The organism is Cellulomonas sp. P2_B4 (assembly GCF_056404795.1).
This window is the reverse complement of record NZ_JBFUDI010000003.1, coordinates 496265-519222: the sequence shown is the minus strand read 5'-3', so window position 1 is coordinate 519222 and position 22958 is coordinate 496265. Positions and strand designations below refer to the sequence as shown.

General features: G+C 71.5%; 22 protein-coding genes and 1 pseudogene. 11 read left to right on the top strand and 12 right to left on the bottom strand.

All coding sequences use genetic code 11. The annotated features are described in order from the left end of the window. Positions 1 to 112: 112 nt before the first annotated feature. Complete coding sequence (locus AC1DZC_RS07350; protein WP_477042763.1) at positions 113 to 2146, top strand: thioredoxin domain-containing protein; 2034 nt, start codon at positions 113 to 115, stop codon at positions 2144 to 2146. A 154-nt stretch (positions 2147 to 2300) separates the two neighbouring features. Here the strand turns inward: AC1DZC_RS07350 and AC1DZC_RS07345 are convergent, their stop codons facing one another. Beyond that, a complete protein-coding gene (locus AC1DZC_RS07345; protein ID WP_477042841.1) occupies positions 2301 to 3275 on the bottom strand; it encodes a LacI family DNA-binding transcriptional regulator in 975 nt (324 codons plus the stop codon). A gap of 170 nt (positions 3276 to 3445) precedes the next feature. Between AC1DZC_RS07345 and AC1DZC_RS07340 the strand changes: the two are divergent. From AC1DZC_RS07340 to AC1DZC_RS07310, 7 genes and pseudogenes are all read left to right on the top strand, one after another. Next, positions 3446 to 4684, top strand: a pseudogene (locus AC1DZC_RS07340) (ABC transporter substrate-binding protein); the annotation flags it as partial. Positions 4685 to 4730: 46 nt separating this feature from the next. Beyond that, complete coding sequence (locus AC1DZC_RS07335; RefSeq protein WP_477038008.1) at positions 4731 to 5636, top strand: carbohydrate ABC transporter permease; 906 nt, start codon at positions 4731 to 4733, stop codon at positions 5634 to 5636. Then, positions 5633 to 6520, top strand: a complete 888-nt coding sequence (locus AC1DZC_RS07330; RefSeq protein WP_477038007.1) for a carbohydrate ABC transporter permease — start codon at positions 5633 to 5635, stop codon at positions 6518 to 6520. The genes AC1DZC_RS07335 and AC1DZC_RS07330 overlap by 4 nt, the downstream gene beginning before the upstream one ends. A gap of 12 nt (positions 6521 to 6532) precedes the next feature. Next, positions 6533 to 8836 (top strand): beta-xylosidase/alpha-l-arabinosidase, encoded by a 2304-nt coding sequence (locus AC1DZC_RS07325; RefSeq protein WP_477042762.1) that lies wholly within the window; start codon positions 6533 to 6535, stop codon positions 8834 to 8836. Between the two features lie 16 nt (positions 8837 to 8852). Continuing rightward, positions 8853 to 10364 (top strand): arabinosylfuranosidase ArfA, encoded by a 1512-nt coding sequence (arfA, locus tag AC1DZC_RS07320; protein WP_477042761.1) that lies wholly within the window; start codon positions 8853 to 8855, stop codon positions 10362 to 10364. A gap of 28 nt (positions 10365 to 10392) precedes the next feature. Further along, positions 10393 to 11400 carry an acetylxylan esterase gene (locus AC1DZC_RS07315; RefSeq protein WP_477042760.1) on the top strand — a complete coding sequence of 336 codons (1008 nt, stop codon included), beginning with the start codon at positions 10393 to 10395 and terminating at the stop codon, positions 11398 to 11400. Continuing rightward, entirely contained in the window at positions 11397 to 12959 is a 1563-nt protein-coding gene (locus AC1DZC_RS07310; RefSeq protein WP_477042759.1) for a GH39 family glycosyl hydrolase, read from the top strand. Before AC1DZC_RS07315 ends, AC1DZC_RS07310 begins: the two co-directional genes overlap by 4 nt. A gap of 130 nt (positions 12960 to 13089) precedes the next feature. Here AC1DZC_RS07310 and AC1DZC_RS07305 read toward each other — a convergent pair whose 3' ends face one another. Next, complete coding sequence (locus AC1DZC_RS07305) at positions 13090 to 13710, bottom strand: TetR/AcrR family transcriptional regulator C-terminal domain-containing protein (protein ID WP_477042758.1); 621 nt, start codon at positions 13708 to 13710, stop codon at positions 13090 to 13092. Between the two features lie 131 nt (positions 13711 to 13841). Here AC1DZC_RS07305 and AC1DZC_RS07300 point away from each other — a divergent pair, with 131 nt between their 5' ends. Next, positions 13842 to 14066, top strand: a complete 225-nt coding sequence (locus AC1DZC_RS07300; RefSeq protein ID WP_477042757.1) for a hypothetical protein — start codon at positions 13842 to 13844, stop codon at positions 14064 to 14066. 2 nt (positions 14067 to 14068) lie between these two features. Here AC1DZC_RS07300 and AC1DZC_RS07295 read toward each other — a convergent pair whose 3' ends face one another. The 10 genes from AC1DZC_RS07295 to AC1DZC_RS07250 form a co-directional block, all read right to left on the bottom strand. Beyond that, complete coding sequence (locus AC1DZC_RS07295; protein WP_477042756.1) at positions 14069 to 15418, bottom strand: permease prefix domain 1-containing protein; 1350 nt, start codon at positions 15416 to 15418, stop codon at positions 14069 to 14071. Beyond that, a complete protein-coding gene (locus AC1DZC_RS07290; RefSeq protein WP_477037999.1) occupies positions 15418 to 15780 on the bottom strand; it encodes a PadR family transcriptional regulator in 363 nt (120 codons plus the stop codon). The genes AC1DZC_RS07295 and AC1DZC_RS07290 overlap by 1 nt, the downstream gene beginning before the upstream one ends. A 74-nt stretch (positions 15781 to 15854) precedes the next feature. Then, the gene (locus AC1DZC_RS07285; protein ID WP_477042755.1) at positions 15855 to 16124 is read right to left on the bottom strand and encodes a hypothetical protein; all 270 of its coding nucleotides are present in this window, start codon (positions 16122 to 16124) and stop codon (positions 15855 to 15857) included. Between the two features lie 99 nt (positions 16125 to 16223). Continuing rightward, positions 16224 to 17495: a hypothetical protein gene (locus tag AC1DZC_RS07280; protein WP_477042754.1), complete on the bottom strand. Its 1272-nt coding sequence runs from the start codon at positions 17493 to 17495 to the stop codon at positions 16224 to 16226. A gap of 67 nt (positions 17496 to 17562) precedes the next feature. After that, positions 17563 to 17859: a hypothetical protein gene (locus AC1DZC_RS07275; RefSeq protein ID WP_477042753.1), complete on the bottom strand. Its 297-nt coding sequence runs from the start codon at positions 17857 to 17859 to the stop codon at positions 17563 to 17565. Between the two features lie 12 nt (positions 17860 to 17871). Further along, on the bottom strand, positions 17872 to 18591 hold the full coding sequence (locus tag AC1DZC_RS07270; protein WP_477042752.1) for an anti-sigma factor: 720 nt from the start codon (positions 18589 to 18591) through the stop codon (positions 17872 to 17874). A 7-nt stretch (positions 18592 to 18598) separates the two neighbouring features. Beyond that, positions 18599 to 19210 carry an RNA polymerase sigma factor gene (locus AC1DZC_RS07265; protein ID WP_477037994.1) on the bottom strand — a complete coding sequence of 204 codons (612 nt, stop codon included), beginning with the start codon at positions 19208 to 19210 and terminating at the stop codon, positions 18599 to 18601. Positions 19211 to 19247: 37 nt separating this feature from the next. Then, positions 19248 to 19928 carry a class F sortase gene (locus tag AC1DZC_RS07260; protein WP_477042751.1) on the bottom strand — a complete coding sequence of 227 codons (681 nt, stop codon included), beginning with the start codon at positions 19926 to 19928 and terminating at the stop codon, positions 19248 to 19250. Positions 19929 to 19951: 23 nt separating this feature from the next. Next, on the bottom strand, positions 19952 to 20776 hold the full coding sequence (locus AC1DZC_RS07255; protein WP_477042750.1) for a DUF4397 domain-containing protein: 825 nt from the start codon (positions 20774 to 20776) through the stop codon (positions 19952 to 19954). Positions 20777 to 20874: 98 nt separating this feature from the next. Next, positions 20875 to 21519 carry a fasciclin domain-containing protein gene (locus tag AC1DZC_RS07250; protein WP_477037991.1) on the bottom strand — a complete coding sequence of 215 codons (645 nt, stop codon included), beginning with the start codon at positions 21517 to 21519 and terminating at the stop codon, positions 20875 to 20877. A 194-nt stretch (positions 21520 to 21713) separates the two neighbouring features. Here AC1DZC_RS07250 and AC1DZC_RS07245 point away from each other — a divergent pair, with 194 nt between their 5' ends. Both AC1DZC_RS07245 and AC1DZC_RS07240 read left to right on the top strand, forming a co-directional pair. Next, positions 21714 to 22721: an iron-containing redox enzyme family protein gene (locus AC1DZC_RS07245; RefSeq protein ID WP_477042749.1), complete on the top strand. Its 1008-nt coding sequence runs from the start codon at positions 21714 to 21716 to the stop codon at positions 22719 to 22721. Continuing rightward, entirely contained in the window at positions 22718 to 22936 is a 219-nt protein-coding gene (locus AC1DZC_RS07240; RefSeq protein ID WP_477037989.1) for a CDGSH iron-sulfur domain-containing protein, read from the top strand. Before AC1DZC_RS07245 ends, AC1DZC_RS07240 begins: the two co-directional genes overlap by 4 nt. Positions 22937 to 22958: the final 22 nt, after the last annotated feature.

Sequence of the window (22958 nt, the reverse complement as noted above, 5' to 3'; positions counted from 1 at the left end):
CGGGGGTGGGACCAGCGGTGACAGCAGTCGCGTGGCCGTCGCCCTGTGCCGGCCGACGTCGTCCGGGGTGCAGCCGCGGTCAGCACAGACCCCGGAGCGCGGGCGGTGCATCGTGAGCAACCGACTGGCGCAGGCCACCAGCCCGTACCTGCTGCAGCACGCCGAGAACCCCGTGGACTGGCAGGAGTGGGGTGACGCCGCGTTCGCCGAGGCTGTGTCCCGCGACGTGCCCGTCCTCGTCTCCGTGGGCTACGCCGCATGCCACTGGTGCCACGTGATGGCCCACGAGTCGTTCGAGGACGCGGGCGTCGCGGCGTTCCTCAACGACCACTTCGTCTGCATCAAGGTGGATCGCGAGGAGCGTCCCGATGTCGACGCGGTCTACATGGCGGCGACGCAGGCGATGACCGGGGCGGGCGGCTGGCCCATGACGGTCTTCACCACGCCGACGGGGGAGCCGTTCTACTGCGGGACGTACTTCCCCCCACGCCGGGTGAACCAGATGGCGTCGTTCTCGGAGGTTCTCGCCGCGGTCGCCGCCGCCTGGACGACGCGTCGCGAGGAGGTCGTCTCGAGCGCCGGCACGATCACGGCGGCGCTCGGGCAGGGCCGAGGTGCGAGCCCGGCTCCCGATCTGGGCCACGCCGACGTGGTCGAGGAGGCTGTGCTCCGACTCGCCTCGACGTTCGACACCGTCGACGGCGGGTTCGGCGGCGCCCCGAAGTTCCCGCCGTCGATGGTGCTGGAGTGGTTGCTCCGTCACCACGCGCGCACGGGCGACCCCGACGCGCTGGAGATGGCACGGCGCACGCTCGACGCGATGGCGCGCGGCGGGATGTACGACCAGCTCGCGGGCGGCTTTGCCCGGTACGCCGTCGACGGGTCGTGGACCGTGCCGCACTTCGAGAAGATGCTCTACGACAACGCGCTCCTCCTGCGGGTGTACGTGCACGCCTGGCGCACCACCGGCACGACGCTCTACCGTCGCGTCGCCCTCGAGACCGCCGAGTGGATGCTCGCGGAGCTCCGGACCGCCGAGGGCGGTCTCGCCTCGTCGTTGGACGCCGACAGCGAGGGCCGGGAGGGTGCCTTCTACGTCTGGAGCCGGGCCGAGCTGCGCGAGATCCTCGGCGATGACGAGGGCAGCTGGGCGGCCGACGTCCTCGGGGTGACCGCCGAGGGGACGTTCGAGCGCGGTTCGTCGGTGCTCCAGCGTCGGGGCGACCCGCCCGACCAGCACCGCTTCGAGGACGTGCGCGGGCGCCTTCGCGCGGCGCGGTCGCACCGGCCGCGACCGGACCTGGACGACAAGGTGGTGTCCGGGTGGAACGGCCTGGCTGTCGCCGCCCTGGCCGAGGCCGGAGCGCTCCTCGATCGGCCGGACCTGGTGGGCGCGGCGGTGAGGGCCGCCGAGGCGCTCGTCGGGACCCACCTGCGGCAGCACGGAGACGGGTCGACGCGGCTCCTGCGGTCGTCGCGCCGCGGCGTTCCCGGGAGTGCGCCCGGTGTGCTCGAGGACTACGCCAACCTCGCGGACGGTCTGCTCGCGCTGTCGGCGGTCACCGGCGACGCCCGGTGGTTCACCATCGCGGGCCGACTCCTCGAGACGGTCCTCGACCATTTCGCCGCCGCCGACGGCGGCTTCCACGACACCGCCGACGACGAGACGGACGCCGTCGTCGCCCGGGTGGGCAGACCGCGCGACCCCGCCGACGGACCCACGCCCGCCGGCCAGTCCGCGGCCGCCGGCGCCCTCCTGACCTACGCCGCCGTGACCGGCTCGCTACGTCACCGCGAGGCCGCCGAAGGTGCGCTGCGGGGCGCGCTCTCCCTCGCCACGAGGTTCCCTCGCGCGGCCGGTGCCGCGCTGGCCACGGTCGAGGCGATCCTCGACGGGCCGCGGGAGGTGGCGATCGTCGGCCCCCGCGACGACCGCCGAACAGCGGCCCTGCACGCGGTCGCGATGCGGTCCACGGCGCCGGGTCTGGTCGTCGCCGTCGGGGAGCCCGGCGCACCGGGCGAACCTCGCGAGCTCCTCCTGGACCGACCGCTTGTGGCGGGCGCGCCCACCGCGTACGTCTGTCGGGGATTCGTGTGCGATCGGCCCACGACGGACCCCGAGACGCTGACGCACCAGCTCACCTGACGATCTCGACGGCTGCCGACCCGAGTCGAGGGGTTCGCCGGGGACTACGAGCTCGATATGGAGGGGCTGGCCGTGCTCGCGCCTCTCGACGAGCGTGCCCACCAGGTGGCCGTGCTCGTCGGTGGCGCACCGCCCCCGGCCGACGCGGCTGACGTCAGAGCGTGCGGCAGCTCGCCCGCTCGACCAGCTCGGTGGGCAGCCGCACGTGCGTGTCCCGCTCGACGCCGTCGAGGAGGTCCACGAGCAGCGTCAGGGCCTCCGCGCCGAGGCGCTGGAGCGGCTGGTTGATGGTGGTCAGCGGGGGAGTGGTGAGTGCCGACTCAGGCACGTTGTCGAAGCCGATGACCGAGACGTCGTCCGGCACCCGGAGGTCGAGGCTGCGTGCGACCTCGAGCGTGGCGATGGCGGACAGGTCGTTCGCGGCGAAGACCGCCGTCGGACGGAGCTCCTGCGTCAGGAGCTGGCGCGCCGGTTCCCGCGCCGTCTCGGTCTTGTAGCCGCCCACGCGCACGGAGGCGTCGTCGACGGTGACGCCCGCGTCGGCCATCGCCTGCCGGAACCCGGCCTCGCGCAGCCGGGCGGACTCGAGGTCGCTACGGCCGTCGAGGAACCCGATCCTGCGGTGCCCGAGGGACAGCAGGTAGTTGGTGGCCACCACCGCGCCGCCGAAGTTGTCGGAGTCGACCGTCGGCAGCTCCGACGGCCCGGTGTGCGGGTCGACGGCGACGACGGGGACGCCGTGGTTGGTCACCACGACGGTCGGCGTGACGATGACCGCGCCGTCGATGAGCGTGCCGGAAAGCCGTGACAGGTAGCGGCGCTCCCAGCCGACGTCGCCACCGCGGCCGCCGCCGGAGTAGGCCAGCAGCTCGTACCCGGTCGAGGCGACAGCGGCGGACGCGCCCTTGAGCAGCTCCGTCGAGAAGGGTTCGAACTCGGCGACGAGGATGCCGAGCACGTTGGTGCGATGGCTGCGCAGGCTCTGCGCTCCGAGGCTCGCGGAGTAGCCGAGCTGTTCGATGACTTCCTGGACGCGGTCGACGGTGCTCTGGGCTACCCCGTACCGGCCGTTGACGACCTTGGAGACGGTCGCGACGGAGACTCCCGCGGTGCGGGCGACGTCGGCCATCTTCACGCGCGGCAGGAACTCCACCGGGCGATCATAGACGGGCGCCAATTGTTTCGAAACCGTTATCGATAACGATTGACGACGACGCGGCCGCCGTCGCAGAATCTCCATCGCCAGGCTTCGACCTACCCGTCAACGACGACAGAGGAGTTCCCTTCATGGCAAGGAAGATGCGAGGTGCGGCCCTGGTCGCACTCGGTGCGGGCATCGCGCTCGCGGTCGCCGGATGTTCCAGCTCCGACAATGGCGGCGGTGACGACAGCACCGCGGACGCCTCCAACCCGGTGGAGATGACGTTCTGGAACAACGCCACCACCGGCCCCGGCGCCGAGTTCTTCAAGGAGACGGTCAAGAGCTTCGAGGCCGCCAACCCGGGCGTCACGATCAAGATCCAGACGGTCCAGAACGAGGACCTCGACGGCAAGCTGCAGACCGCGCTCAACGCGGGCGACGCGCCCGACATCTTCCTGCAGCGCGGTGGCGGCAAGATGGCCGCGATGGTCGACGCGGGCCAGCTCATGGACATCACGGACTCGATCTCCGACGAGACCAAGGCCGGCATCGGCGAGGGTGCGTTCAAGGCCGAGTCGATCGACGGCAAGACGTACGCCATGCCGGTCGCGACGCTGCCCGGTGGCTTCTTCTACAGCCAGGACCTCTACAAGGCCGCCGGCATCACCACGCCGCCGAAGACCCTCGACGACCTGGTCGCGGCGAACAAGGCCCTCAAGGCGAACGGCGTCTCGCCGATCGCGCTCGGTGGCAAGGACGCCTGGCCGGCTGCGCACTGGTACTACTGGTTCGCGCTGCGCGAGTGCAGCGAGGACGTCCTGAACGAGACCGCCAAGACGCTGCAGTTCGACGACGAGTGCTGGACCAAGGCCGGCAACGACCTCGACGAGTTCGCCAAGGGCGGCAACTTCAACGAGGGCTTCCTGTCGACCTCTGCGCAGCAGGGTGCCGGTTCCTCGGCAGGCCTCATCGCCAACCACCAGGCCGGCGCCGAGCTCATGGGCGCCTGGGACCCGGGCGTGATCGCCTCGCTGACGCCTGACGAGAAGCCGCTGCCTGACCTGGGCTTCTACCCGTTCGTCTCGGTTCCGGGCGGCAAGGGCGACCCCAAGGCGATCATGGGTGGCGTCGACGGCTACTCGTGCTCGGCCGATGCCCCGAAGAAGGCGTGCACGGACTTCCTGAACTACCTCGCGACCAAGGACGTCCAGGAGGCCTACTACAAGGCCTTCAACGCGCCCCCCGTCAACAAGGACGCGCAGGCCGTGGTCACCGAGCCGTACCTGAAGGACGTCATCGCCGCGTTCAACGACGCGCCCTACGCGTCGCAGTGGCTCGACACCCTGTACGGCCAGAACGTCGGCAACGCGCTGAACGGTGCCGTGGTGAACCTCCTCCGGCAGCACGCCGGCTCCGACCGCCGCCCGCCCGCGCCGACGTGGCGTGGGGTGGCGCCAGCGCTTCGAGATCGCGATTCTTTCCGGGCCAGCCGTCATCGTGTTCGTCGGCTTCGTCATCTTTCCGGTCTTCCTCGCCGCGTACTACGGCTTCTTCCGCTGGAAGGGCTACGGCAAGCCGACCGACTTCGTCGGACTGAACAACTACAAGATCATCCTGACGGACCCGGAGTTCCACGCGGCGCTGTCGCACAACCTGTTCATCGTCATCGCGTCGCTGGTGATCCAGGGCCCGATCGCGATCGGGCTGGCGCTGCTGCTCAACCGGCGCATGCGCGGGCGCTCGTTGATCCGCGTGCTGATCTTCGTCCCGTACGTGGTCTCCGAGGTCATCGTCGGGACGGGCTGGAGCTTGATGCTCCAGAGCAACGGCGCGGCCAACGGCCTGCTCAACAAGGTCGGCCTGGGCGCGCTGGCCAGCGAGTGGCTGTCGAACCCGGACATCGCGATCTGGACCCTGATGGTCATCATCTCGTGGAAGTACATCGGGTTCGCGGTGATCCTGTTCATGGCCGCGCTGCAGAACATCCCGCAGGAGCTGTTCGAGGCGGCCTCGATCGACGGCGCCAGCTACTGGCAGATCCAGCGCACCATCACGCTGCCGCTCCTCGGCCCGACCCTGCGCATATGGGCGTTCCTGTCGATCATCGGCTCACTGCAGCTGTTCGACCTCGTCTACATCATCTGGGGCCAGTACGTCGCCGGCACCGCCGGCGTCTCGACGATGGCGACCTACATGGTCCAGTACGGCCGTACCGCAGGGAACTTCGGGTACGGCAGCGCCGTCGCGGTGGTCCTGTTCGTCATCTCCCTGATCATCGCGCTCGTCTACCAGCGCTACGTGCTGCGCCGCGACACCGCAGGCGCCCTCACGGACAAGGCCACCCGATGACTGCCTCGACGATCCAGCTGCCGGCATCGAAGCCGCCCGCCAAGCGGCCGGGCGTGAACTCCCGGGCCCGAGGCGGCGCCGGCCCGGCGACCTACTTCATCGCACTGCTGCTCGTCTCGATCATGCTCGCCCCGATCCTGTACATCATCCTCGGTGGCTTCAGGACGAACTCGCAGATCACGACGGACCCCGCAGGACTCCCGTCCCCGTGGAAGATCTCCAACTACGTCGACGTCCTGACCAACTCGACGTTCTGGCGCGAGGTGGGCAACTCGACGATCGTTGCCCTGTTCACGGCTGCTGCGGTCGTCGCGCTCGGGCTCATGGCGAGCTACGTGCTGGCGCGATACCAGTTCAGGGGCCGCGGTGCGCTCTACGCGCTGTTCGCCGCCGGACTGATGTTCCCGATCACCGTCGCGATCACGCCGCTCTACATCCTGGTCCGCAACTTCGGGCTCATCAACAACCTCGGCGGCGTGATCCTGCCGCAGATCGGCTTCGGGCTTCCGGTGACGATCATCATCCTCGTCCCGTTCCTGCGGGCGATCCCGGACGAGATCGAGGAGGCCGCGGCGATCGACGGTGCGGGCAAGCTCGGGTTCTTCTTCCGGATGGTGCTTCCGCTCTCGCTGCCGGGCGTCATCACCACGGGCATCCTTGCGTTCGTCGGCAGCTGGAACGCGTACCTCCTGCCGTTGTTCATCCTCAACGACCAGGGAACGTTCACCTTGCCGCTCGGTGTCCAAGCCTTCTCGTCGCAGTACTCGCAGGACACCGCCAAGGTGCTCGCGTTCACTTCGCTGTCCATGATCCCGGCCCTCGTCTTCTTCTCGCTCTTCGAGCGACGGATCGTCGGCGGACTCCAGGGCGCGGTCAAGGGCTGAGGGAACCCCGACATGACGGAGATTCGTACACACGCGCCTGCGGGCACCTCCCGAGCCGCCCGAGACGTGGACGAGGTGCGACTGCTCGACCTGCTCGGGCGGATGACCCTCGACGAGAAGCTCGCCCAGATGGTGGGCTTCTGGGAGAAGGCCGACGGCGAGTCGGTCGCGCCGCTGCAGGGCGAGTTCGCCGCGCCGACGGCCCTCGACGAGTTCGTGCGCCACGGGCTCGGACACCTGACGCGCCCCTACGGCACGCGCCCGGTGCGGGCCGCCGAGCGCGCGGCCTGGCTGCGGGAGTTCCAGCGCGGACTGGTCACCGGCACCCGCCTCGGCATCCCGGCGATCGTGCACGAGGAGGTGCTCACCGGCCTGTCCGCGTGGGGCGCCACGACGTACCCGACGCCGCTGGCGTGGGGCGCCGCGTTCGACCCCGAGCTCGTCGAGGAGATCGGCGCGGCGATCGGGGACTCGATGCGGACCCTCGGGGTGCACCAGGGCCTGGCACCCGTGCTCGACGTCGTGCGGGACCCGCGCTGGGGCCGGGTCGAGGAGTGCATCGGCGAGGACCCGTACCTCGTCGGCACGCTCGGCACGTCCTACGTGCGGGGGATGCAGTCACGCGGCGTGCACGCGACGCTCAAGCACTTCGTCGGCTACTCGGGCTCCCAGTCCGGCCGCAACTTCGCGCCGGTGCACGCGGGCCCGCGGGAGATCGCCGACGTGCTGCTCGTCCCGTTCGAGATGGCCATCCTCGACGGCGACGCGCGATCGGTGATGCACGCGTACACGGAGATCGACGGCGTGCCGGTGGCGTCCGACCCGACGATCCTCACCGGGATCCTGCGCGACCTGTGGGGGTTCGACGGCACGGTCGTGGCCGACTACTTCGGCATCGCCTTCCTGCACCTCCTGCACCACGTCGCCGTCGACCTCGGCGACGCCGCCGGGCAGGCGCTCGCGGCCGGGGTCGACATCGAGCTGCCCACCGGTGACGCCTACGGGCGGCCGCTGGCGGACCGGGTCCGGGCCGGGGAGGTCGACGAGGCCCTCGTCGATCGCGCGGTGCTGCGGGTGCTCCGGCAGAAGGACGAGCTCGGTCTGCTCGACGCCACGTTCGACGACGCGCCGCCGACCGACATCGACCTCGACACCGCCGAGCAGCGCGAGCTCGCCCGGCGCCTGGCCGAGGAGTCGGTCGTGCTCGTGTCGAACGACGGCACGCTGCCCGTGCGTGGCGTGTCTCGGCTCGCGGTGATCGGCCCGAACGCCGACCGCACCGACGCGCTCTACGGCTGCTACTCGTTCGTCAACCACGTCCTCGCGCAGCACCCCGGCTTCGAGGCCGAGCTCGACGCACTGACCGTCGTCGAGGCGATCGGCGTCGAGCTCCCCGGTGCTGCGGTCCGGTCGGTGGTCGGCTGCGCCGTGGACGACGACGACCGTTCCGGCTTCGCGGCCGCCGTCGAGGCTGCCAGGGAGGCCGACCTCGCCGTCCTGGTGGTCGGCGACCACGCCGGCCTGTTCGGCCGGGGCACGTCCGGCGAGGGCTGCGACCGTGACGACCTCGAGCTGCCCGGCGTCCAGCGCCAGCTCGTCGAGGCCGTCCTGGCGACCGGGACCCCCGTGGTCCTGGTGCTCGTGACGGGCCGCCCGTACGCGATCGACTGGGCGATCGAGCAGTGCGCCGCCGTGGTCCAGGCCTTCTTCCCCGGAGAGGAGGGGGCCGGTGCGATCGCGGGTGTGCTGTCCGGGCGCGTCAACCCCTCGGGCAAGCTTCCGGTGAGCCTTCCGCGCTCGGCCGGGGCGCAGCCGTACTCCTACCTGCACCCGCCCCTCGGCGAGGGTCGCGAGGTCACCAACCTGGCCTCGACACCGGCGGCACCGTTCGGGCACGGCCTCTCGTACACCACGTTCTCGCACGAGGACCTGACGGCCACGGCCACGGCGGCGACGGACGACTCGATCGTGGCCGAGGTGCGCGTGACCAACACCGGTGCGTCCGCGGGCGACGACGTGGTGCAGCTCTACGGGCGCGACCTCGTCGGATCCGTGACGCGGCCCGTGGCGCAGCTGCTCGGCTACCGACGTGTCCGGCTCGATCCGGGCGAGTCTGCGACGGTGACGTTCGCCGTCCCGACGACGCGCCTCGCGTTCGCGGACCGGACGATGCGCCGGATCGTCGAGCCCGGTGACGTCGACCTGTGGGTCGGCACGAGCCAGCACCGCGATACCGTCGCCCGCACGACGCTCGTCGGTGACGTCCACCTGGTGACCGGGGCGTCGGCACGCTGGACGACGACCGAGGTCCGCTGACCGCCGAAGGAAGTACATGAGCAACGCCCACGTCGTCATCGACCCCCGGTTCACCGTCGGACCGGTCAACCGCAGGCTCTTCGGGTCCTTCGTCGAGCACCTCGGACGGTGCGTCTACGACGGCCTGTACGAGCCGACGCACCCGCTGGCCGACGAGGACGGCTTCCGCGCCGACGTGCTCGCCCTGGTCCACGAGCTGGGGGTCACGACCGTCCGGTACCCCGGTGGGAACTTCGTCTCGGGCTACCGGTGGGAGGACGGGGTCGGCCCCCGGGAGGACCGTCCGCGCCGGCTCGACCTCGCCTGGCACTCGCTCGAGACCAACGAGGTCGGGCTCGACGAGTTCGCGCACTGGTGCCGCAAGGCGGACGTGGAGCTCATGTACGCGGTCAACCTCGGTACCCGCGGCATCGAGGAGGCGCTCGACGTCCTGGAGTACGCCAACGTCACGTCCGGCACCACCCTGTCGGACCGCCGGGTGGCGAACGGGTCGCCCGAGCCGCACGACGTGCGCATGTGGTGCCTGGGCAACGAGATGGACGGTGACTGGCAGCTCGGCTACCGCACCGCCGACGACTACGGCTCGCTGGCCGCCCGGACCGCCAAGGGGATGCGGCAGCTCGACCCGGACCTGGAGCTCGTCGTCTGCGGCTCGTCGGGCTCCGCCATGCCGACGTTCGGGTCCTGGGAGCGCACCGTGCTGCGGCACACGTACGACGACGTCTCCCACATCTCGTGCCACGCCTACTACCAGCTGCACGGCGACGACCTGGGGTCCTTCCTCGCCTCCGCGGTCGACATGGACTTCTTCATCGAGTCCGTCGTCGCCACCGCGGACGCCGTGAAGGCCGAGCTCAAGAGCGACAAGACGATCCAGATCTCGTTCGACGAGTGGAACATCTGGTACATGGAGGAGCACCAGGCGGCCGAGAAGGACCGGACCGAACAGTGGCAGGTCGCCCCTCGGCTCCTCGAGGACCGGTACACGGTGGCCGACGCGGTGGTGCTCGGGAGCCTGCTGATCTCCCTGCTCAAGCACGCCGACCGGGTCACCGCGGCGAGCCTGGCGCAGCTGGTCAACGTGATCGCCCCGATCATGACGGAGCCGGGTGGCCCGTCGTGGCGTCAGACGACGTTCTTCCCGTTCGCGCTGACCTCGCGCCTCGCCCACGGGGTCACGCTCGCCACCACGATCGAGGTCGGCTCCTACCCGACGGCCCGACACGGCAGCGCCCCGCTGCTCGACGCGACCGCGACCCACGACGCGGACACGGGGCGCGTGTCGGTCTTCCTCGTCAACCGCGCACAGGACGCGCCGACGACCGTGACCATCGACGTCTCGGGCTTCGGGCACCTCGTGGTCGACGAGTGCCACGGTGTACACGACGCCGACGTGAGTGCGGCCAACGATCTGCAGGACCCGACCCGCGTCGGGCCGACCGTGAACTCGACGGCGCGCCTCGAGGGCGGCATCGTGACACTCGAGCTGCCGCCCGTCAGCTGGACCGTGCTCACGCTCGAGCGCTGACCCGGAGGGACCACCGTTGTACGTCGACATGCCGTTGGACGAGCTGCGCGCCTATGCCGCACGCCTCGACGAGCCCGCTGACTGGGACCGGTTCTGGGCGGACACGCTCGAGGAGACCCGGCGGCACGACGTGGACGTCGTCTGCCGGCGGGTCGAGACCGTGTACGTGGGTGTCGAGACGTACGACGTGACGTTCCGGGGCTTCGGGGGAGACCCGATCCGCGCGTGGCTGCGACTGCCCGCGGGCCGCCTCGAGCCGCTGCCCGTGGTGGTGCAGTTCCACGGCTACCAGGGCGGACGAGGGCACGTCGTCGAACCGATCTCGTGGACGCTCGCGGGCTTCGCGCACCTGTCGGTCGACAACCGTGGGCAGGGCGCGAGCTGGCAGGTCGGCGCCACACCGGACCCGTATCCGGGGACGGGGCCCGAGCATCCGGGTTTCATGACCCGCGGGGTGCTCGACCCCTCCACCTACTACTACCGGCGGCTGTTCGCCGACGCGGCCCGTGCTGTCGACGCCGCGCGAGCGATCCCGCAGATCGACCCGGCACGCGTGCTCGTCGCCGGGGGGAGCCAGGGCGGCGCGATCGCGCTGGCTGCGGCAGCCCTGGTGCCGGACGTGGCCGGGGCGATGATCGACGTCCCGTTCCTGAGCGACATCGCCCGCGCGCTGACGATCACCGACGAGGACCCGTACGCGGAGGTCGTGCGCTACCTGCGCATCCGACGCGACGACGCCGACGCCGTGCTGCGGACGTTGTCGTACATCGACGGCGTCACGATGGCTCGTCGGGCCCAAGCCCCTGCGCTCTTCTCGGTCGCGTTGATGGATCCCGTGTGCCCGCCGTCGACCGTCTACGCGGCGTTCAACGCCTACGCCGGCGCGGCCAAGGAGATCGTCGAGTACCCGTGGAACCAGCACGAGGGTGGCCAGCTCGACCACGAGGAGCGCAAGCTCGTCTGGGCGCTCGACCGCGTCGGACCGTCGGAGCCCGGCACCGAGCCGAGGCCTCGTCGTGGCACGGGGCCGGCATGACGGAGCCCGTGGTCGTCCCCGCCACACCGCTCGGACCGCTGCCCGACGCCTGGCGGACGTGCATCGGAACAGGTCGGATGAACCTCGCCCTGCGGGCCGACTACCAGGCCTCGCTCGCGCGGGTGCAACGAGAGATCGGGTTCACGCACATCCGCGGGCACGGGCTGCTCAGCGACGACATGGGACTCCTGCGGACGGAGGACGTCGGCGGTCGGTCGCACCGTCGGTACTCGTTCACCTACGTCGACCAGGTGCACGACTTCTTCCTGTCGCTCGGCATCCGACCGTTCCTCGAGCTCGGGTTCATGCCGTCGGCGCTCGCGTCCGGGCCCGAGACCGTCTTCTGGTGGAAGGGCAACATCACACCGCCGGCCGACATGGACGCGTGGGTCGACCTCGTGCAGGCCCTGCTCCGCCACCTGATCGAGCGCTACGGCATCGACGAGGTCCGGCACTGGCCGATCGAGGTGTGGAACGAGCCCAACCTCGACATCTTCTGGAAGGACGCCGACCAGGACGCCTACTTCCGGCTGTACGCGGCGACCGCACGGGCGATCAAGGAGGTGGACGCGTCGTTGCAGGTCGGGGGACCAGCTCTGGCGCCTGGGTGTGATGCGTGGTGGCCACCGTTCGCCGACTTCGTCGAACGCCATGCCGTGCCGGTCGACTTCGTGAGCAGGCACGCCTACTCCTCGTACGAGCCCGCCGAGATCCCCTTCGGCACCTACCAGAGGCTCATGCCGCCGTCGGCCCTGCTGGAGCAGTTCGCGGAGCCTCGGCTGCACCTCGCCGGCACCCGCCTCGCCGACCTGCCGGTGCACATCACGGAGTTCAACACCTCGTACCGGCCCGACAACCCGATCCACGACACCGCGTACAACGCGGCCTACCTGGCACCGGTCCTCGCGTCGGGAGGCGATCTGGTCGACTCGTTCTCCTACTGGACGTTCTGCGACGTCTTCGAGGAGCTGAACATCCCGACCTCGTTCTTCCACGGGGGCTTCGGCCTGCTCACGCACCGGCAGGTGGCGAAGCCGACGTTCCACCTCTACGCCTTCATGGCTCGGCTCGCCTCCCAGGTGCTCGCCCGCGGCGAGGACCACCTGGTGTGCGCGGACCCGGACGGCCGCGTGACGGTCCTGGCCTGGCAACCCGTCGGCTCCGGCGACGGACCGGCGCCCGACCGCCACGAGCTGTCCCTGTCGGTGCCCTGCAGCTCCTCGGGTTCTCCACTGCCGGACGGTACCGGCGTGTTCGTCCGGCGCGAGAGGGTCAACGAGACCGCCGGGAACGCGTTCACGGCGTGGCGCGAGCTCGGCCGACCGGCGTCACCCACCGCCCGCCAGCTCGACGACCTGCAGGCGTGCGCGAGCCCCGCCCTGGAGCACTCCCGACTGACCGTGGAGCGCGGACGCGTCACCCTGCGCCTGTCGCTGTCGCAGCACGAGGTGACCCTCGTCGAGCTCACCCCGGTCGTGGACACGGTCTACGACGGGCTGGACGACCGGCGACTGCTCGGCGGTGTCGACGACCGTCTCCTGGTCGAGCACGAGCGCTGAGAGCGGGACGCGACTCGTCACGGGGCCAGGAGACCGAGGTCCGTCGTGCCTCTCCGGGAGGTCGAAACGGGCCGGGACGCAGGTCCTCGCAGCGGACGAGCGCATCGTCCTCGTTCCCTGACCAGAGGCCTCAGGTGGTGGCTGCGGCGCCAGCGATGACGACGTGGAGGCAGTCGTCGAACAGGTCGTCGGGCGTGCGCCCGTCCTGGAAGTAGTCGGTGATCCCCGCGATCACGGTGGGGTGAGCCGCGGCGAACTCGGCCAGGTCCCAGCTCTCGAGCGCGACCTGGTCGGGGCGGGGTGCTTGCTCCTCGAGCACGTAGCCGACGGTGAAGCGCTCGGTGGCCAGGGTGATCACGCGCGCCTGGCGGAGCGGGACGCCCGCGTCGACGAGAGCGCTCATGGCGCGCTCGGAGATGGTGTTCATCGCGGCGGACAGCTGCGCGGCGGAGACCACGCGCGCTCCGTCGGGGTGGGCGAGCAACGCTCGGCGCAGCCCTCGGGCGAGCCCCGTCAGCCAGTCCTCCCAGGCCTCGTCGTCCTTGGGGGCCGACAGGTGCTGCACCAGGTCGGCGAGGATCGCGTCGGCGATCGCGGTGACGAGGGCGGCCTTGTTGGGCACGTGCCAGTAGAGCGAGGGGGACTGCACGCCGAGGCGGGTGGCGAGCTTGCGCGTCGTGACTCCGTCGAGCCCGTCGGCGTCCAGGAGCGCGACCGCCTCGGAGACGACCTGCGCGCGGTCCAACGCCATCGTCCGACCCCTTCCGCGAAAGCCTGTACTCCGACTCTATCAGTGATAGATTCTCCCTATCGGTGGTAGGGAGGATCGCGTCCCGCCACCGCTCGACGACGAGAGGGGAAGCCATGTCGAAGGAACATGTCGTGCGAGACGTGCTGCACGAGGCGACGCACCACGTGCCGGGGGTTCCCGAGCACCAGGAGAACCCCGACGGCCATCGAGGCCCCGGCCATCACGGTGGGTCTGTGCACGCGCGCTCGCTCCAGGGTCGCGACGCCGGCCTGGCTCCCGCGCACGATCGCCCGCCGCGGGTGCTGGTGGGCTGGCAGAGCTGGATCGCCGGCCTGTTCTCGCGCCAGACCGACTGACCTCAGGCGAAGGAGAACAGCGGCGGGAAGACGATCACGACGACCGCCGCCCAGGCCGCGTAGACCGGCAGGTACCGCGTCTGCCAGCGCTCGAGCTCCGCGAACGTGCCGCGACCACGCAGGAACCGGGCGCTCCGCCACGCGGAGACCCCGAGGTGGACGAGCAGCAGGAGGTTGAGCCCGAGCGCGGCGATCTTGTTGGGGCTGGTCCCGAACTGCGCGATCCGCGTGAGCATCGCGGTCAGCATGACGGCGTCGACCGCGAGGGCGGTCCCCACCAGGACGAGCTGGAGCCAGTCGGAGAGCGCGGGGGGTGCGAGCGGGTCGCGGGCCGAGATCGAGTAGAGGAGCAGCGCCAGGACGAGCACGAGGATCGCGTCCATCAGGATGAGCAGGTCGCGGTCCACCTCGACGAGGCCCCCCGACGCGATCAGGGCCACGAGGACGGCCACGAGCATGACGATGGTCAGCGGCGTGAAGATCCGGGTCAGCACGGGCGCGATGTTCTCGACGACGTCCTGCTTGGCCTCGACGAGCCAGGCGGCGACGATGAGGGCGCCGGGGACGGCGAACGGCATCACCCAGCCGGCGATCACCGGTTCGGGGTCGATGCCGACGAGCTGCAGCACCCCGGCGGTGAGCCCGAGCAGGACCCCGCCGCCCAGCGCGAGCAGCGTGAAGTAGATCGCGAGCTCGCCCGTGAACCGCACGAAGTCCATGCGCCGGCCGTCCGAGCGCCAGGAGCCGGCGACGTACGCGAGCCCCACCAGCAGCCACAGGACGACGGGTGTGTGCAGCACCGCGAGCACCTCGGTCGACCCCTCGGGGACGAACGGGTACGCGTTCAGCACGACGGCCAGCACGGCGAACGGCACGGCGATCGCCGCCACGGTCCGCGGGCCCGCCTGCCGCTTCCACCCGAGGTACGCGGCAAGGAACGGCACGACGAGCAGGCCCGCGTTGAGCGCAAAGGTGATCTCGTCGTCGAACCAGGCGATCCCGGCTCGCACCGCGACGCCCGCGCCGACGGCGAGTGCGAGCACCACGGTGAGCTCCCGCCAGCGCGGCGAGGGCGAGCCGGGGGACTCGTCGGGGACGAGCGCGAGCTGTTTCCACAGCCGGTCCGAGTGCTCACGGGCGTACTCGCGGGAGACCGCGTCCAGGTTGCCGAGGCGCTTGATCGCGACGAGGAACGCCTCGTCGTCGTCGAGCCCGATCGCGCGCAGGTCCGTCACCTGTCCGCGCAGGTGGTCCTCGAGCTCGTCGACGTCCGCCGACGAGATGACCTGACGCCGGTGCACGTACCCGCGCCACCGGTCGACCTGGGCCTCGAGCTCGTCGTCGTGCGCCATCACGCCCACCCCTCGACGACGGTGGCGGGCCGCGGCGCCGACTCCCAGACCTGCCGGAGCGCGTCCGCGACGACGGTCCACTGCGCCTGCCGCTCGGCGAGCGCCGCGCGCCCGGTCGGGGTGATCGCGTAGTGCTTGCGACGCCGGCCGGACTCGGACGTGCCCCAGGAGGACGAGACGTGGCCCAGCCGTTCGAGCCGGTGCAGGAGCGGGTAGAGCATGCCGTCGGTCCACTGCATGCGTCCCCCGGAGAGCTCGCCGACGCGTTTGAGGATCGCGTAGCCGTAGAGGTCGCCGTCCACGAGGATCCCGAGCACGAGCGGGGTCGCCGAGGCGGCGACCAGGTCCTTGTCGATGCGCACGACAGCTCCTCTACCTTGATGTGCTAGGTATTAAACCCTAGCGGCTCTAGGTATGGAGTCGACCGTTCGGGGGACTAGCTCGTCCCGACGAGCGCCATGCGCTCGGCGCGGGCGACCGCGTCGGGGATGGTCAGCCGGGTCACCGCGCCGCTGCGCCGGTCGACCAGGCGCGGCCCGTTGGCGACCGGTCCGTCGCCGCGTCCGCCGCTGGTGTCGAGGACGACCAGCAGGAACGACGCCTCGTCCTGGCGCGCCCGCCGACGGTCCACGTGCAGGTGGGGGGAGTCGAGCGTGGCCTCGACGGCGGCGACGGCCTCCGCCAGCGTCATCTCGTTCACGGTCATCGGGGAGCCCTCTCTCGCGCACTGCTCGTCGCAGGCGAAACAGGTACCTGGTCGCTCGGCATTCCGGCGCCGGCCCGATCCCGAACCCGCCCCGCCCGTCTAGCGGGGTCGGACCGGCTCAGCCACACGCCCGAGCCACGTGCTGACCAGGGGCTCCCGCTCGAAGCAGCTGTCCGCCTTCGGGCCACCCCAGTAGGCGCCGTGGATGGAGAAGTCGCCCATCAGGAAGATCTGCCACCACGGCTGCGCCGGCAGGTAGGTCACCTGTCGAGTGGGCTGCAGTGCCGCGCCGGGCGTCGCGGGCGTCGTCTGGGTCGTCGTGTCGTCGTCGTCGCGGAAGTTGGAGCCGAAGACGTCGGACGCGTTCAGGACGTTGATCCACTCGAGGTTCGAGGGGTAGGGCCAGCGGTCCTCGAACCACCGCGGCCAGTAGAGCCGCGCGAAGTCGGCGGGGCACCCGATGGTTGTCAACGACGTCACCATCGACGCCAGGTCACGAAGGTTCGGGTCGACGAGCGTCTCGCCGTCCCGGCTCCGCTGCGGGAAGAGGGCGTCCAGCAGCACCAAGGACCCGAAGCTGAAGCCGACGAGATGGATCGGCCCCCTCCACGTCCGGTCGCGCAGGCCGTCGAGGGCCTCCCAGACGGTGCGCACGACGGCCGCCCGGTAGCGCGGGTCGTCGGCGAAGTTCATCATCCGTTCGATGCGCTCGGCGCCGGCCGTGAACTGCGGGCGGTACCGGGCCCAGATCCCCGCGACGGCCACACCGGAGCCGATCGAGATCACGGCGGCGTTGTCGTCCCCGATGAACCCGTCCCCGATCCCCATCGCGTGCAGCGACGTCACGATCGCGACGACGGCCAGCAGGAGCAGCACCACCAGGGAGCCGAACCCCCACAGCAGCTGCATCCGAGCGCGGGCCGACTTGCCGGCCCGGCGGATCGCGGGAACGAGCATCAGCATCCCGCGGATCGCGAGGAACCCGCTCCGGACGAATCCCGGTGCCGACGCGCCCCTCCCGATCAGGTCGGCATCCTCGAGCCGGCTCAGGTAGTCCAGCTCGAGGACGTCCAGGACGGGGGAGCCGTCGGGTCCCACGATCGTCTTGCAGACCCGAAGGCCGGTGCCCTGCTCGCTCCTGTCGACCACCTTGTAGGTGCCGGGCAGGATGCTCGCCTTCTTCGCTATCAGCTCGGCCACGCGGGTGCCGCTGTTCGACGACGAGCGGGCGAAGGCCGGCGCGAAGATCAGGATCGGCAGCGTGCCGTCGCTCGGGTCGGGGGGCTCGCTCGTGGGCGGTGCCGGTGCCGGCACTGCTGCGGGCGCCATCTCGGGTGCTGCCTGCTCGCGTCGCTCGGTGTCCACGGACATGAGGCCCCTCCTCGTCGATCACTGAGAAAGGGTGAGATCGCCGTGGGCAGATACCTGCGGGCTCCGGTCACCCTCCCGACGTGTCGAGCGAGCCGTGCCGCAGGACCTGCCACACGGTCGGGAGCATCCTGCGGGCCGGGATGCCCTTCATGATCCTCGCGACCTGTCGGCCGACGACGAGCACACCGGCGACGCCGACGACGGACTGGACGACGATCAGCCAGATGAGCGCGTCGTCGGCCGGGATGCCGAGGACGTCGGCGAGCACGGGCGCGGCGAGCCAGACCGGGATCCACCACAGGAAGACGAGGAAGATGCCGACGCGCAGCCGCGTCGGCGACACCCCCCGGTCGTCGTCCGGCACGGCCCCGCGCGCCTATGCCCGGAGCGGGCCGCGCACGATCGAGTCGCCGGAGTGCGCCGGGTTCCCGTCGAGGCTCTCCTGCGACACGTCGACCACGGAGTACTGGGCCAGGTCGAGCCCCGCCGGCAGGTCGAACCGGCCCGACGTCCCCTCGAGCGTGCCGAGGCTGACCAGGCCGGTGACGTCGGGCGTCAGCAGCCAGACCTCCTGGAAGGCGTCGTCGGACGGCACGGCGGTGGACAGGTCGACCACCAGGACCCGGCCACCGTCGGGTGCGGTCTCGACGACGGCCGAGCCGGTCGCGCTCCACCCCGGGAGCGGTTCGAGCGTCGCCGTGGCCAGCACGGTGACCGGCTCGGTGCGGTTCGAGATCCACCACGCACCGCCGCCACCGATGACGAGCCCGACGGCCGCGGCGCCGGCCAACCACGGCCACGGGCGCTGCCGACGGCGCGAGCTCAGTGGGACGACCCGAGCGGGTGGTGGTTCCGGGGGCGCGACGGCCGCGCGGGTCTGCGGGGCGAGGCCCAGCTCGTCGGCGACGCGCTCCCAGACGGCGGGCGCGGGCGCGACGATCGGCAGGTCGCCGTTCCCGGAGCGGGCGATCCCGACGACCTCGCGCAGGGTCGACAGCTCGCCGGTGCAGCGCTCGCAGCGCTCGAGGTGGGCGAGGTCCGCTGCGGACCCGACGTCCTCGCCGAGCGCGAGGAGGGCGAGCACGTCGTCGTCCACGTGCGACTCATCGAACGACACCGTCGGCCTCCCATCTGGTCCGTAGTCGGGCGAGGCTGCGCCGGACGTGACTCTTGACCGTGCCGAGCGGCAGGTCGAGCCGGTTCGCGATCTGGTCGTGGGTGAGGTCGTCGTAGAAGGCGAGCCGCAGGATCGTGCGCTGCGGGTCGCCGAGCCGGTCCAGCTCGTCGGCGATCACCACGCGGTCCACCACGCGGTCGTCGACGACCGACGGCACCTCGTGCAGGGACTCCGCCGACCTGTCGCGCAGCCGTCGGTCCCGGGAGCGCCGCTCGTGCGCGTCCGCGACGACGTGGCGCGTGATGCCGAGCAGCCAGGCGGGCAGCCGCGACCGGGTGGGGTCGAACCGTTCACGGCTGCGCCAGGCCTGGACGAAGACCAGCTGGGTGACGTCCTCGGCGTCGGGGACGCTGCCGAGCGAACGGACCGCGATCGAGTGCACGAGCGTCGCCCAGCGCCGGTACGCCTCGGCGAGGGCGGACTCGTCCCCGCCGGCGAAGGCCAGACCCAGCTCTTCGACGCCGTCACCGTCTGGATCCCGGCCGTGGACGGCGTGCAGGCGCGCCTCGTCCCTGGAGCCCGGTCCGGGTACGGTCACGGACGGCTCCTCACTCGTGTGCGCCAGTGTCATGTCGCTATCCATCGACCGGCTCGGCCGTGACGACGACGTTGTCCTCATAGTGCCCGATGTCCCGTCGGAATGTCCCGCCGCAGGTCACGAGCACCAGTCGCGGCGCGCCCGTCCGGTCGAACCACTGCGCGACGGGCGCCACGTCCTTGGCGACCTCCTGGCGGTCGACGACCGTGTACGCGTGCTCGACGCCGTCCGCGGTCGTGAGCGTGAGCGTCGCTCCCGGAGCGACGTCGCGCAGCCGCGCGAACTGTCCGACGCCGGTGAGCCGGCTGTCCACGTGGGCGGCCAGCACGGTGGCGCCCTGGACGTCGGAGGGCGCCGGCCCGAACCGGTACCAGCCGGCGCGGTTCGCGTCCGGGGGGATCTGCATCTCGCCGTCGTCCTGGACGCCCACCGGGTCCACCGCCATGTCGATCGAGACGTCCGGCACGACGAGCCGTACGGGCGCCGGCGTCGCCGCGGCCGGGGGTGTCGCGCCGAGCGCGGCGTCGTGCACGGGGACCGACGGCACGGGCGCCGACGGCTCGGGTGGCGAGAGGCTCGGCCGCGGTCCCGCCGTGGAGGGCGACGGGACCGCGGGGTCCGGACCGCTGCAGGCGGTGACGAGGCCGATCGCGGCGATCAGGACGAGGAGGGCAGGGCGCACCGAGGCCCGGGCAGGCGCGGCGGCCTGCCCGGGCATCGGTGAACCGGTCCGCGACAGGGTCAGCTCGACCGGGTCGACGAGCGGCGGGCGATCCCCAGACCGACCAGGCCTGCGACGGCCAGAGCCCCGAGCGCGTACGGCCAGGCGGGTGTGCCGGAGTCGCTGACGAGGCCGACCTCGCCCGCGTTCACGCCGGAGGGGGAGCCGTGCAGGCCGGTGATCGTCTGCGTGGCGAGCGCGAGCGTGGCGGGCGTGGCCGTCGCGCTGCCCCATGCGTAGACGATCGTGTTCGTGCCCTCGGCGACCGGCACGTCGGCCGGGCCCAGGAGCGCTGGTGTCGTCGTCCCGGTCGCGGTGACGCTCGCCGAGACCGTCCCGGCCGGCAGGTTCAGCACCTTCTCGTTCGGGTTGGTGAGGTTCGTGATCACCGCGGTCCCGCCCGCGAGGACGTCGACCCCGGGTGCCGCGGCGACGTGCCGCACCGTCAGCCGCCCCTGCCCGGCGGCCGTGGTGGAGATGTCGTTCGTGAACAGCGTGGCGGTCGGGGTGCCGGCCGCGTCGAGGTGGGCCACGGCGGTGTAGTTCTTGCCGGCCTCGAGCGCGAGATCGACCGGCCCGATCGCCGGTGCCGAGGCGTCGGCGGCGTCCGCGGCCGTGATGGCGACGGTGTACGTCCCGGCCGGAAGGTCCAGGGGACCCGCCATCGACCCGGGTGTGAAGTCGTCGAGCGTCCGCTCGCCGTTGACCCACACGTCGACGGTGAGCCCGGGCACGCCGTGGAACACGGAGAGCTTGGCGGGGTCCGCGGCCGACGCGGGCACCGCGGCGAGCGTGAGGAGGGCGAGGGTTCCGGCGGCGATGCCGGCGAGCAGTCGTGCGCGCATGGTGCGTCCTTCGAGGACTGGCCCGACGAGCGGGGCGGCCGATGTGCTGACACCCCTCCTTCGCCCGTCGGGCCGTCCCCGGATGCAGGGTCGGCGACCTAGAGGTCGACGGGCCGCAGCACGAAGGTGATCGCGTGCGCGATCTGGACGTTGCCCGCGTTGAGGTCGAGGCGACCCGGGATCAGGAACGGGTTGAGGTCGTTGCGGTCCTGGTCGCGCAGCTGCACGATCCCCCACCGCTTCGAGATCACGTCCACAGTGAACGTGCCGCCCTGCGCGGTGGTCAGGACCGCGTCGTCACTGGCCAGCGCGGTGCCGGAGTCGATCGTGGCGCCGGGGACCACGTGGTAGAGCAGGACCTGCTCGAGGGCGTCGATGCCGACGGCGCCCGCGAGCGCCGTGAACACCTGCTCCTCCGAGCCGTACCAGCGGTGGGTCAGGTCCTTGGCCAGGAGCTGGAACGCGCGGTCGGTGGGCAGGAACGCGGTGAGCGGGACCGAGCCGTCCGCGAGGACGGCGACCGGGCTGGAGGGCTTCGCGGCCAGCACCGCGCCGATCGCCTGGTCCAGGATGTCGAAGTCCCGCCAGCTGCGGTCGAACGTGTCCCCGTCGGACGCGAGCAGGGCGGCCAGGCTCGACGTGCCGGAGGGTGGCGCGGCAGTGGCGGCGGGCGCGAGCGCGACGCCGGTCCCGGCGGCCAGACCTGCGACGACCAAGGTCGTGATCGTGCGACGGATCCTCATGGTGGGCTCCTTGCGTGGGTGGGAGGTCGGCGGGCGGCTGATGCACCCGCGCACCTTCTTCGCTCGCCGGACCCGGTCGGGATGCACCGAGGTCGTCGGCTTGCGCCTCGCCGAGGACGTGTGAGGCTGGCAGCGGCGACCGGCTCCAGCGTCGGGGTGGTGTGGTTCGCCACCGAACGCGCAAGGACCTCTCCATGAAGCTTCCCCATCCACGCGGCGCTCTGAGCGAGGCTCTCGTCGACGTGCTCGGCGCCTCGGCCGACAAGGCCCGCGTCTCCGGAGACCTGGTGGACCGGGCGATCGCTGGTGCCGACGACCTGCTCACGGACGACGATGTCCAGCTCAGCCTCTACGTGCTCTACGAGCTCTTCTACCGCGGGTTCGCCGGCGTGGAGGAGGAGTGGGAGTGGGACCCGGACCTGCTCCGGGTCCGCGCGACGCTGGAGCTCGCCGTCGAGTCGGCGCTGACGGAGGCGCTGGACGTCCCCCGCGGAGTGCCCCCGGAGCGCGGAGCCGTCGCCGGGGCGCTCTTCGCCATGACTGCGCCGAGCCCGGGTCCGAGCCTGTCGCGATACGTCGCCAAGAGCGCGACGGTCGAACAGCTGCGCGAGCTCCTCGTGCACCGGTCGCTCTACCAGCTCAAGGAGGCCGACCCGCACACCTGGGCGATCCCGCGGCTGGAGGGGCGGCCCAAGGCGGCGTTGGTCGAGATCCAGGCCGACGAGTACGGCGGCGGTGCGCTCGAGCGCATGCACGCCGAGCTGTTCGCGCGGACGATGCGCGGCGCCGGGCTCGACCCGCACTACGGCGCCTACGTGGAGCAGGTTCCGGCGGTGACGCTCGCGCACGTCAACGTCATGTCGCTGTTCGGGCTGCACCGTCGTTGGCGAGGTGCCACCGCCGGGCACCTGGCGGCGTTCGAGATGACGTCGTCGCTGCCCAACCGCCTGTACGGCGACGGCTTCCGGCGGCACGGGTTCGACGCGGACACCACCGGGTACTTCGACGAGCACGTCGAGGCGGACGCCGTGCACGAGCAGATCGCCGGCCGCGACCTGGCGGGCGGTCTGGCCGAGCAGGAGCCCGAGCTCGTCGACGACCTCTTCTTCGGCGCCGCGGTCTGCCTGTACCTCGACGACCTCGTCGCGGGCCACGTGCTGGAGGCGTGGCAGGCGGGCGAGTCCTCGCTGCGCACGCCATGAGCGAGCGCCCGCCGCGCGCGCGGCCGACCGAGCCGAGCATCGTCGCCTGCCCGGACGGGCCGATCCTGGTCCGGGGCGACGTCGCCATCGTCGACGGCTCGGGTGCGCCTGTGCCGAGACGACGGGCGACGGTGGCCCTGTGCCGCTGTGGGTCGTCGGCGATCAAGCCCTTCTGCGACGGGTCGCACAAGGCGATCGGCTTCAGCGCGCCCTGACCTGCGTCGGACGGCAGACTCG